Genomic DNA, 11,674 nt, shown 5'->3' on the forward strand with positions numbered 1-11,674 from the left:
GTTCAGACTCCTTCTTCTTCCGTGCGCGGGCCTTCCAGCCACGCTACCTGCTTCATCTTGCGCAGTACCACGAATTCATCGCGGTTGCTGCCCACTGTGCCGTAGTAGTTGAACCCGTATGCCTGCTGGGCATAGCCACCGATCATGTGGGTGGGCTTCAGCACGGTGCGCGTCACCGAGTTGTGAATACCCCCGCGCTTGCCGCTGGTTTCCGCCCCCGGTACGTTCACGATCTTTTCCTGGGCGTGATACATCAGGCACATGCCCACTGGCACCCGCTGTGACACCACCACCCGCGCGGTCAAGGTGCCGTTGCTGTTGAATACTTCTACCCAGTCGTTGTCCTGGATACCGGCCTGCTGTGCTTCCTGCTCCGAGATCCACACGTGCGGGCCTCCGCGTGACAGCGTGAGCATGCGCAGGTTGTCGGAGTAGGTACTGTGAATGCCCCATTTCTGGTGCGGGGTAATCCAGTTCAGCACCAGCTCATGGTTGCCGTTTGGCTTGCGCCCCAGCATCGGCTGCACCGTCTTGGTGTCGATGGCCGGTTTGTACACACAGAAGCCTTCACCAAAATCCAGCATCCAGCGGTGGTCCTGATAGAACTGCTGCCGGCCGGTCAGCGTGCGCCAGGGAATCAGCTCGTGCACATTGGTATAACCCGCGTTGTAGCTGACCTCTTCGCTTTCCAGCCCGGACCAGGTGGGGGCCGAGATGATCTTGCGCGGCTGCGCCTGTACATCACGGAAGCGGATCTTGTCGTGCTCGCGGCCTACTGCCAGGTGGCTGTGATCGCGGCCCGTCACCTTTGAGAGCGCCTGCCAGGCTTTCACCGCCACATGGCCGTTGGTTTCTGGCGCAAAGGTCAGGATCATTTCGGCGGCGTCGATGGCGGTTTCCAGCCGTGGACGACCCTGGCTGATGCCCGGCTCGCTGACCGTACGGGTAAGGCCTGCCAGCTCATGCACTTCATGCTCGGTGTTCCAGTTGATGCCCTTGCCGCCATTGCCCAGCTTGTCCAGCAGCGGCCCAACTGAGGTGAATTTCTTGTAGATGTCGTTGTAGTTACGCTCGACCACCGTCATGGTCGGTGCGGTTTTGCCAGGAATCAGGTCACATTCACCATGTTTCCAGTCCTTCGGCTCCAGCGGCTGGCCCAGTTCGCCCGGGGTGTCGTGCATCAGCGGGGTCAAGACCAGATCTTTGCGGGTGCCGAGGTAGGGTCCGCCAATGTCGGTAAACTTCTTCGCCAGCAGCTTGTAGATTTCCCAGTCGGTCTTGCTTTCCCACAGCGGCTGCACCGCCTCACTCAAGGGGTGGATGAAGGGGTGCATGTCCGAGGTGTTGAGGTCGTCCTTTTCGTACCAAGTGGCGGTTGGCAGTACGATGTCGCCATACAGGCAGGTGGTGCTCATGCGGAAGTCCAGCACCGTCAGCAGGTCCAGCTTGCCTTCGGCCGCTTGCTCGCGGAAGGTGACCTCGCCGGGGCGGATGGCATCACGCTCGTCGTCAAACAGCGCGTTCTGGGTACCCAGCAGGTACTTGAGGAAATACTCATGGCCCTTGCCGGAGCTGCCAAGGATGTTTGAGCGCCAGACAAACATATTGCGCGGGAAGTTGGCCGGGTTATCCGGGTCCTCACAGCTCATGTGCAGCTCGCCTTGCTTGAGCTGCTCAACGGCGTAGGCAATCGGGTCCTTACCAGCTGCTTCTGCCGCTGCCGTGAGGTCCAGCGGGTTGGTTTGCAGCTGCGGGGCGGATGGCAGCCAGCCCAGGCGCTCCGACTTGGCGTTGAGGTCGATCAGGCTCAGGTGGCCATAGCGGGCACGGTCGGCTGCCGGTCCGAGAATTTCATCCAGATGCAGTTTTTCATGCCGCCACTGGCTGGTGTGGGCATAGAAGAAGCTGGTGCCGTTCATCTGGCGCGGCGGACGTTGCCAGTCCAGCGCAAAGGCCAGCGGTGCCCAGCCGAACTGCGGACGCAGCTTTTCCTGACCCACATAGTGCGCCCAGCCGCCACCACTCTGACCGACGCAACCGCACATCATCAGCAGGTTGATGATGCCGCGATAGGTCATGTCCATGTGGTACCAGTGGTTCAGCGCCGCGCCGACAATCACCATGCTCTTGCCACGGGTGTCATGGGCATTCTGGGCGAACTCGCGCGCCACCTGGATCACCAGCTCACGCTTCACACCAGTATGTTGCTCCTGCCAGGCCGGGGTGTAGGGCACATCGGCATCATAGCTGCTGGCCACATTGTCACCACCCAGACCACGGTCGACACCATAGTTGGCCATTTGCAGGTCATACACGGTGGCTACACGTACGGCGCGGCCATCGGCCAGAGTCAGCCGCTTCACTGGCACTTGCCGTTCCAGCAGGCTGTCTTCATCGCGGCCAAAGCAGGCGAAGCCGACGCCTGCTACTTCGTCGCACTGGCCCAGCAGACTCAGCACGGGATTGACCGGGCGACCGCTGCCGCCGTCCTTCATTTCCAAGTTCCAGCGTCCGGTCTTGCCGGTTTCTGCCTTGTCCTCACCCCAGCGGAAACCGACCGTGCCGTTGGGTACCACCAGTTCGCCACTGTCGGCGTCGATCAGCAGGGTTTTCCAGTCCGGGTTATTGGCTTCACCATGATTACCGGCCAGCTGCGAGGCACGCAGGAAATGGTCCGGTACCAGGCTGCCGTTGTGCTCGCGCAGTTGCACCAGCATCGGCATGTCGGTGTATTGCTTGACGTAGTCGCGGAAGTAGTCTGACTTGCCAGCGTGGTGGAACTCGGTCATCACCACATGACCCATGGCCAGTGCCAGTGCGGCATCGGTGCCTTGCTTCGGTGCCAGCCAGATGTCGCCGAACTTGGCCATTTCGCCAAAGTCGCTCGATACGGCCACCGTCTTGGTGCCTTTGTAGCGGACTTCGGTGTAGAAGTGGGCATCCGGTGTGCGGGTCATCGGCACATTGGAGCCCCATACCATCAGGTAGGTGGAGTTGTACCAGTCGGCGGATTCTGGCACATCGGTCTGTTCGCCCCAGATTTGCGGGCTGGCCGGTGGCAGGTCGCAATACCAGTCATAGAAGCTGAGACAGGCACCGCCCAGCAGGCTGAGGTAACGGGCTCCGGCGGCGTAGGACACCATCGACATGGCCGGAATCGGCGAGAAGCCGATGATGCGGTCCGGGCCGTATTTCTGGATGGTTAAGGCATTGGCGGCGGCGATGATCTCGGTTGCGGTATCCCAGTCTGCCCGCACGAAACCACCTTGACCGCGCACGCTCTTGTAGCGCCGCGCCTTTTCCGGGTCCTGGCTGATGGATTCCCAGGCGGCAATCGGGTCCATGGTCTGGCGGGCTTCGCGCCACATCTCCATCAGGCGGCCACGGATCATCGGGTACTTCACTCGCTGTGCCGAATACACATACCAGCTGTACGAGGCGCCGCGTGGACAGCCTCGTGGCTCGTGATTGGGCAGGTCAGGGCGGGTACGCGGGTAATCGGTCTGCTGGGTTTCCCAGGTGATCAGGCCGTTCTTGACGTAGATTTTCCAGCTGCAGGAACCGGTACAGTTGACGCCGTGGGTCGAGCGCACCGTTTTGTCGTGCTGCCAGCGGCTACGGTAGGCGTTTTCCCATTGGCGGTCTTCATCGACCACCGCCCCGTGTCCATCGGCAAAGGTCGATTTGACCCGTGTCATGAACTTCAAACGGTCCAGAAAGTGGCTCATCGTGCTTCTCCAGTGTGGGTCCGGCGCAGCCGGGGTGATGCTGTCAGTGTCGCTGTTGAGGTGCGTGCTGACCATTCATCGGTTGGCGGGGAGGTGGGCTGCACAAGGACTAGTTCTTCCGGGTAGTACCCCGGAAAGCGCACACCCGGCTAGTAGCCGGGTGTGCAGGTATTGATCAGCAGGGCATCTCGGCGCCCTTGCGCGCATAGAACCACCAAGTAAGCACCATGCAGCTCACATAGAAGGCAATGAAGCAGTACAGGGCAGCGTCTACCGAGTTGGTCAGCTCCAGCGAGGTGCCAAAACTCTTCGGGATAAAGAAGCCACCATACGCACCGATGGCACCGGAGAAGCCGAGCACCGCAGCCGCCTCCTTGCCGCCTTCGGCCAGCGCCTGCTTCTCGGCCTGTTCCCCCTTGCCGGCAGCGGCGCGCTGCCGCTCGGTCAGGAAGATCACCGGGATCATGCGGAAGGTGGAGCCGTTACCAATGCCGGTGAGGGCGAACAGTACGATGAACATGCTGAGGAAGCCGTAGAAGTCGCCCCCCACGCCGCCATGCGGCAGGTAGTGCATGACGCCGAAGACGGCCAGTGTCATGCCGATGAAGGTGAACAGGGTAACGATGGCGCCGCCGATTTTGTCCGACAGCCAACCACCCAGCGGACGCAACAAGGCACCTACCAGTGGGCCAAGGAAGGCATAGGTGGTGGGGTTGATGCCGGGGAACTGTGACTTGGTCAGCATGGCGAGCCCGGCCGAGAAGCCGATGAAAGAGCCAAAGGTGCCGATGTACAGCCAGCACATCAACCAGTTGTGCTTGCGCTTGAAGATCACGGCTTGGTCGGCAAAAGAGGCGCGGGCATCGGCGATGTCATTCATGCCAAACCAGGCTGCCAGCGTGGCCAGAATGATGAACGGTACCCAGATGAAGCCGGCATTTTGCAGCCAGATGTGCTTTTCAACGCCGTCCTTGATGAATGTGTGACCCTCGCCACCCACGCTGCCCAGCATGGCCGAGGCAATCACCATTGGCACCACAAACTGCACCAGGCTCACGCCCAGATTGCCGATCCCGGCATTCAGCCCGGTGGCCAAACCTTTCTTGGCCTTGGGGAAAAAGAAGCTGATATTGGACATGCTGGAGCTGAAGTTACCACCGCCCAGACCGCACAGCAGGGCCAGCAGCAGCAGGGTAGGGTAGCTGGTGGAGGGGTCGCGCAGCGCAAAGCCCATGCCAAGTGCGGGAATCAGCAAGCTGGCGGTTGAAATGGCCGTCCACTTGCGGCCACCGAAGATGGGTACCAGAAAGCTGTAGAAAATGCGCAAAGTAGCGCCAGACAGCGCGGGCAAGGCCGTCAGCCAGAACATCTGGTTCTTGGACAGCTGGAACCCGGCTTTATCCAGATTGACCACCACCACACTCCACAGCATCCAGATGCTGAAAGCCAGCATCAGCGCGGGAATGGAGATCCACAGGTTACGGTTGGCGATGCGGGAACCGTTTTCTGACCAGAAGGCCGGATTTTCCGGTTCCCAGCGTTTCAGTACATGGCTGGACATGATGCATTACTCCCAGGGATGGGCGCCGCAGCGCCCGGATTCTGTAAAAGCAGCTCAGGCGGCCTTGCTGGCCAGGGCTTTCTGACCTTCGGCCACACTCTCGGCACGGAAGCTGAAGTGCATCCAGATCAGGGACACACACACAGTGCCGTACAGCAACATGAAGCAGCTGGTGCGTACGCCGGTCAGGTCCAGTGCCATGCCGAACAGGATTGGCAGCAGGAAACCACCGAGGCCGCCTGCCAGGCCGACGATGCCGGACACCGCGCCGATGTTGTCGGAGAAGTCATCCGCAATGAACTTGAACACCGAGGCTTTACCGATGGCAGTGGCGATGCCGACCACAAACAGCAGCAGCGTGAACAGGGTGGGGCTCAGGCCGATGTGGAAGGTCTGCGGGCCGTTGACCGTGGTGATGGTGAAATTGGTTTGCGGGTAGCTGAGCAGGAAGAAAGCCACCCAGCACACCCACATCACCCACCAGGTGGTCTTGTAAGCACCCTGGCGGTCGGAAATCCAGCCGCCGATGGCGCGCAACACCCCGCCCGGCAACGAGAAGCAGGCGGCGAGCAGGGCAGCCAGCTTCATGTCAAAACCGTATTCGCCGATGTAGTACTTGGTCATCCACAGTGCCAGCGCGACATAGCCGCCGAATACCACCGAGTAATACTGGCAATAGCGCCACACACGCGGGTCTTTCAACATGCGCAGCTGTTCCATGAAGCCGACGGTAGAGGGCACGTTGTGTGCCGGATTGGTGGCTGAAAATACCCAGAACAGGATGGCGGTTACCAGCATGGCGACGGCGTAGACCTTGGGTACAATCACCCAGCTGCCTGCTGCAGCAATCAGCGCCGGGGCGACGAACTTGGTGAGCGCCGAACCCGAGTTGCCTGCGCCAAACACGCCCATGGCAAACCCTTTGCGGTTGGCTGGGAACCAGCGGGCCACATACGGCGTGCCGACCGAGAAGGAACCACCCGCCAGCCCGACAAACAGCGCCAGCACCAGGAAATGCCAGTACTCGGTGGCATAGCTCATCAACCAGATGGGGATCACGGTAGAGAGCATCAGGATGAAGAACACGATTCGGCCACCAAAGCGGTCCGTCCAGATACCCAGCGGTACCCGTACCAGCGAGCCGGTCAGTACCGGCATGGCCGCCAGCAAGCCAAACTGGGTTTCGCTCAGGTTCAACTGCTTCTTGATGGGAATCCCCATCACCGCAAACATCATCCAGACAGCAAAGCAGATGGTGAAGGCAAAGGTGCTGGAAACCAGCACGGAAAGGGCGCGGCCATTGCCGCCTGCAGGGTCACGGCTCATGATGCATCTCGCTTTAATGACGTGTTGCCAGCTTAGCGAGCTGCTGTCAGACCGCCCATTCACCAGACGGGCTAGCGTGGGCGATCAAAAGAACTAGTCCGGGTGGCTGGGTTTTGCCCGACTTGACCTTTAGACGTATTTCCGCTGCCATAGGCAGAGCGCGCAACAGAGGTATACCGAATGGCCGCATCCATCACCCAGCAATGGCAGCTGGGGTCATACCATGTGACCGTATCAGCAAATGCAGCTCAAGCTGGTCTGCTACCCGCCGTGTTGAGCACACTGCGGCAGCATCACCAGCACACCGGCGCACTCAGGGAGGGAGATCGCATCCGCTTCGGCTGGTCCGAACTGATCCTGGTCCAGCAAGCCGATGGCATACTGCAGCTCGGCGAGCCTGACTTTGATGGGGATCCTGCACAAGGCATCGTGCCAAGTATTTGTCAGACGCTTGAGGTGTACAGCGAGCAGTTGGCTTTGGCCGAGCAGATGGGGGTGAAGCCAGAGTGGACGGCGTATGATGAAACCGTACTGGTAGAAACGGGTTGCCTCGCGGCAGACAAGCTGTTTTTACAGCGCTTCGAGCCCGAAGTCTGGATGCCGGATTCCGGTTGGTCAGTTTCCCTGGCTTCAAACGACCCTGGCCGCATGGTACAGCACGAATTATTACCCATCTGGCAGTTGCTACGTGCTTATCCCCATCTGGCTCCGGCTTTGATCTTGCCTGAAGGCTATGGTGTGCTGCTGGAACATGGTGACATTGTGCAGGTTTGGGTGGTTGACGATAGATGACGCATGATGATGTGGTAGTTATAGGAAAGTTGGAGCAAGCATGCAACACCATAAAAAGTGCCATTTTCGCGATCTAGGTAGTTTTGGATTGTGTTGCGCTCGGTATCGTGCGTAGAATTGAAATTCACAGGTCGATTCGTGCACGATTGCCGTTGCAAGGTAACACCACACCTCTTTGTTGCACGCAATCAAGATAAGAGCGCAACAGCAATCACCAAGATGCCATCACCTATGCAACACTGCAAACGTGCCACGCTGGACAAAAAAACGCTTACCCCAGCCGTTGGGTGGGGCGTTATTTTGAATGTCTTGCTGGCGATCGCCCATGGTGATTGCTGGAACATCGGTCTGTCCCACTGGACTGTCGGAACTTTCCTGCGAAGGCTTTAGGATTGATCACCAGCAACATGGTTGTAACGAGCGGCCTCGCTAGTGTGCATTGAAATTTTGGGCGCACAGTCTTCTACCCCAGCGCATGCACATTGAGGCGGTCGCAGCTCATTCATTGCTTAATAATTTATCACGACAGACCAAGGCATGCCGCAGTGGCCCGGCCTGATCTGGAGGCGACAGCAGGGCTTGTGCAAAACACAGCTGATCTGCAAGGGAAAGTCGGATGATATCAGTGTGCTCGATAGCGTTCTTTGCTGCGTCATGTACGGCAGCTACTATGAAATCGTTGATAGTGAGCCCTTGAAGCTCGGCCGCCCGCTTTAGCATCGTATGAAGACCGGTGCTGATTCGGGCTTGGAGCCGGACAGTAGTGAGTTTGGCAGGCATGCGCCCCTGTTCTCCTGACGTCATCATAGTTCAAGTGCCACCGATTCATAGGTGGTGTTTGATTAGTACAAAATCTTTGGGTCTCCATATCCGTAAGTGACCTCTGGGAGAGCTCCTTTCCTCATGGACAGACGGATCTGAGTCCATTTCTCGGTGCCGTGGTCGCCTGATTCATCCCGATGCCTGTCAAGAATATCCATTAGGTCAAATCCACCAGCATCAAAGGCTTCCCAGTCATCGCTGTTGTTTTTTTGATATCGCTCAGTTAAATCAATAGCACCATCAAACGATCTGTAAAGAATCTCATTTTTTAGCCAATCTACCGGAAGATTGGCAGAAATTAACTTCAATGCTGATTCAATCTCAATGTTATGCACATCAACTTCCGGGTTGGTTCATTAGACAGGAGGTGCTAAATGCGGCACAGACTCATCATTCACCAGATCCATCAACTTGTCGAAGCTTTTCACCACGTCGTACTTGACGTTTTCTGGAGCGTACTTCCGGTTGATTTCATTGAAAAACTTGCGGGCGCATTCGATCTTGGTTTCCTCGATCTTCGTCAGCTGCATCGTTGACATTGACCCCTTGGTCTCCGCCACGAAATAGACATGCTTGACAGCACCCTCTTTGAACGAAATTGCCCAGTCCGGGTTGTAGTCACCCACTGGCGTCGGGATCAGGAAGCCACGGGGTAACTTGGCGTACACGACCACATCAGTGCAGGTGTCGAGCGTCTCGACGAACTTGCGCTCGATGCCGGAGTCCGTGATCACATAGTCGTAGATGTGTCGCCTGAGCTTGTCACCGGCCTTGCTGAAGTCCTGCTTGGTCTGACCTGCCGTGAAGATGTCGATATCGAATTTGTCCTCGACCGGGTCGTAGGCCAAGTGTTCGATGATCATCGTTGCCTTCTGCTCGTTGATCAGCCGCACGGCTTCGGCGATGAAGCTCTCGGGATTGGTGCGGAACTGTGCAAACACTGCGACGCTGATTCCTTTCAGGATGTCTGCCGTCGTGCGTCGCGTCAGTTGCGTGCCTTCAGCGATCTTGCCGATGAGGTCGTACTTCACTGCCGAGTGAATCGAAGGCACGTTCTTCTCGGTTTCAGTGGCCTTGAGCACAAATGCTTCGCCATCTTTCAGCCCGTCGTAGGTCACCTGGGCAGCCTGCTCGCCGGTTTGAATCGTGTACTGCAACGGCGTCACGCGAAGGCTCTTGTCCAGTTCGGCAACGGCCTTCTTCACCAACTCTGCTGAATCAAAGTCAACGCTGTAAGCCGCCTTGCGATTGATCCGGTTCCACAGCTCCTTGAACTCCTGTTTGTTGAAGTTGCTGTTGAGCGGATTTTTCTTGGGGCGACGGTCATCGCCAATCTCAAACATCTGGTTGTCGCTGAAGACGCTGTCGATCAGTTGGTACACCTGTTCAGCATGAGCCTGCAGTTCCGGGGGCAACGGTGCCAGGGTGCCTTCCTTCTTGGCCTCGTGGTACGTGCCCGTGATGCGGTCGGTATCGTCGCTGTAGTCGTTCTTGAGCAGGTACTTGTAGATCTGCTTGGCCAGTTGCGGCGTGACCTCGACATTGCCGGTGGGCGTCTTGAGCACCTTGCCGGTGAAGTAGGCCTCGTTGGCCACCTTGGGGCGGGCAGACAAGGAGTCGCTGATATCTTTCTGCAGCGCAGTGACGAACTCCTTGAAGCTTTCGCTCGCCACCACGGTCAGCACGTTGACGTCATGGACGATGGCCGGATGATCCACCCGGTCGCCGAGCTGGTTGACTGACAAGCGCAGACCACGACCGACCTCTTGTCGGCGTGTCACCTCGTTGTTGTAGTCGGGATGCTTCAGGAAGCAGATCACGAAGACATTGGGGTTGTCCCAGCCTTCGCGCAGGGCCGAGTGCGAGAAGATGAAACGTACCGGCTCTTCGAATTTGAGAAGTTGCTCCTTCTTTCGCAGAATCAGGTCATAGGCATCCACATCGTCGGACAAGCCTTTGTTTTCACCAGTCTTGGCAATGCTCGGGTCCACGTCGCGCTTGGTCTTCTTGTCGATGGAGAAATACCCGCTGTGCGTTTTTTCCGCCGCAATGCCCTTCAGGTACTTGATGTACTGCGTTTCATCCAGATCCAGCACCTCGTTCAGGTACTGGCTGTATTCCTCTTCAAAGATCCGCGCGTAGTCACCTTTCTCGTCCGCTACCGAGTAGTCGCGGTACTTGACTACTTCATCGATGAAGAACAAGGTCAAGACCTTGATGTCTTGCTGAAACAGCGCCTGTTCCTTGTCGAAGTGCGCCTTGATCGCCTCCCGAATCTGGATGCGACGCAGCGACGCTTCGTTCACGTCCCCTGTGGCTTCGCCAACAAAAAGCTCAACGCCGTTGGTGAAGCTCAAGGTGTCGGTGTTTGCGTTGATGTCCGCGACCACAAACCCACGGTACTGATCCAGCTCGTTTGAAAAACCGTCGGAGAAGAGGTTGTCACCCTTGGAAAGCTTGCGCACCACGCGCTTGATCTCGCCGCTTTTCAGCTTCTGCTCGAACTCAACACGCGCCACAGGCGCCTTGCTCGAAATTTCGATGGATTGCAGGTATAAATAGGCATTGGTTCCCGCCAGACCCTTCACCGAGATGCCGCGCACGGCAATCTTCTTCACCAACTTCTGGTTGTAGGCATCCAGCGCGTCCAGCCGGTGAATCTTGTTGTGCGTGGTTTTGTGGGTGGCCGAGTAGCGCAGCACCATCAGCGCCTTGAATTCCTCCAAGGACTTCAGCGTGGCGGCGCCTTCCATCTTTTGCGGCTCGTCCAGGATCAGGATCGGGCGGTTAGCGCTGATCACATCAATAGGTCGGCGAGACTGGAAGTCGTCCAACACGTCATAGATGCGCCGGTTGTCAGCGCCACGGGCAGCAAACGCCTGCACGTTGATCACCATCACGTTGATACCCGCGTCCGACGAAAAGCTCTCCAGGTGGTGCAACTGCTTGGAGTTGTAAATGAAGAAGCGCGCCTTCTTGTGGTAGGTCTCCAGAAAATGCTCTGCCGTGATCTCCAGCGACTTGGCCACACCCTCACGAATGGCAATGCTCGGCACCACGATGATGAACTTGCTCCAGCCGTACTGCTTGTTCAGCTCGAAAATGGTCTTGATGTAGCAATACGTCTTGCCGGTGCCGGTTTCCATCTCGACATCAAGATTGACCCTGCTGACCTTGGTCTTCACCAGTTCGGACGACTGGGGCAAGTTCTGTTGATGCTGAACCTGGGTGATGTTCCCCAGCAGTGCGATATCGGTCAGCTTCAGGTCGGCGTTCTTGAACCCGCCCTCAGCAAACAGATCCTCGACGCCTTTCCTGGCCTTACCCGGATCGATGCGATAGCTGATGGCCTCCGCCGTGGCGGGCGGCTGCCCTTTGAAGCAGTCGACCACGGCTTGCACCGCCGCTGTCTGATAAGCCTGCGTTTTGAATTTGAGTTTCATCA

General features: G+C 57.8%; 7 protein-coding genes. 1 reads left to right on the plus strand and 6 read right to left on the minus strand.

All coding sequences use genetic code 11. The annotated features are described in order from the left end of the window. Nucleotides 1–2 precede the first annotated feature (2 nt). The 3 genes from HF682_RS00685 to HF682_RS00695 form a co-directional block, all read right to left on the minus strand. Nucleotides 3–3,728 (minus strand): nitrate reductase subunit alpha, encoded by a 3,726-nt coding sequence (locus HF682_RS00685; protein ID WP_168875341.1) that lies wholly within the window; start codon nt 3,726–3,728, stop codon nt 3–5. A 175-nt stretch (nt 3,729–3,903) separates the two neighbouring features. Further along, complete coding sequence (locus HF682_RS00690) at nt 3,904–5,289, minus strand: NarK family nitrate/nitrite MFS transporter (RefSeq protein WP_168875342.1); 1,386 nt, start codon at nt 5,287–5,289, stop codon at nt 3,904–3,906. A 54-nt stretch (nt 5,290–5,343) separates the two neighbouring features. Continuing rightward, nucleotides 5,344–6,615: an MFS transporter gene (locus HF682_RS00695; protein ID WP_168875343.1), complete on the minus strand. Its 1,272-nt coding sequence runs from the start codon at nt 6,613–6,615 to the stop codon at nt 5,344–5,346. 180 nt (nt 6,616–6,795) lie between these two features. Between HF682_RS00695 and HF682_RS00700 the strand changes: the two genes are divergently transcribed. Further along, nucleotides 6,796–7,407: an immunity protein Imm33 domain-containing protein gene (locus tag HF682_RS00700; protein ID WP_168875344.1), complete on the plus strand. Its 612-nt coding sequence runs from the start codon at nt 6,796–6,798 to the stop codon at nt 7,405–7,407. 498 nt (nt 7,408–7,905) lie between these two features. Here HF682_RS00700 and HF682_RS00705 read toward each other — a convergent pair whose 3' ends face one another. The 3 genes from HF682_RS00705 to HF682_RS00715 form a co-directional block, all read right to left on the minus strand. Beyond that, nucleotides 7,906–8,187, minus strand: a complete 282-nt coding sequence (locus HF682_RS00705; protein WP_168875345.1) for a type II toxin-antitoxin system TacA family antitoxin — start codon at nt 8,185–8,187, stop codon at nt 7,906–7,908. 62 nt (nt 8,188–8,249) lie between these two features. Further along, on the minus strand, nt 8,250–8,564 hold the full coding sequence (locus HF682_RS00710; protein WP_168875346.1) for a hypothetical protein: 315 nt from the start codon (nt 8,562–8,564) through the stop codon (nt 8,250–8,252). 21 nt (nt 8,565–8,585) lie between these two features. Then, nucleotides 8,586–11,672, minus strand: a complete 3,087-nt coding sequence (locus HF682_RS00715; RefSeq protein ID WP_168876856.1) for a type III restriction-modification system endonuclease — start codon at nt 11,670–11,672, stop codon at nt 8,586–8,588. Between the last annotated feature and the right edge of the window lie 2 nt (nt 11,673–11,674).

The sequence above is a fragment of the Leeia aquatica genome (assembly GCF_012641365.1).
GTDB classification, from domain to species: Bacteria; Pseudomonadota; Gammaproteobacteria; order Burkholderiales; family Leeiaceae; genus Leeia; species Leeia aquatica.

What these genes read in the sequence shown, in the direction of transcription:
- HF682_RS00700 (WP_168875344.1), top strand. Translation starts at nt 6,796, where the DNA reads ATGGCCGCATCCATCACCCAGCAATGGCAGCTGGGGTCATACCATGTG.
- HF682_RS00715 (WP_168876856.1), bottom strand. Translation starts at nt 11,672, where the DNA reads ATGAAACTCAAATTCAAAACGCAGGCTTATCAGACAGCGGCGGTGCAA.
- HF682_RS00705 (WP_168875345.1), bottom strand. Translation starts at nt 8,187, where the DNA reads ATGCCTGCCAAACTCACTACTGTCCGGCTCCAAGCCCGAATCAGCACC.
- HF682_RS00685 (WP_168875341.1), bottom strand. Translation starts at nt 3,728, where the DNA reads ATGAGCCACTTTCTGGACCGTTTGAAGTTCATGACACGGGTCAAATCG.
- HF682_RS00695 (WP_168875343.1), bottom strand. Translation starts at nt 6,615, where the DNA reads ATGAGCCGTGACCCTGCAGGCGGCAATGGCCGCGCCCTTTCCGTGCTG.
- HF682_RS00690 (WP_168875342.1), bottom strand. Translation starts at nt 5,289, where the DNA reads ATGTCCAGCCATGTACTGAAACGCTGGGAACCGGAAAATCCGGCCTTC.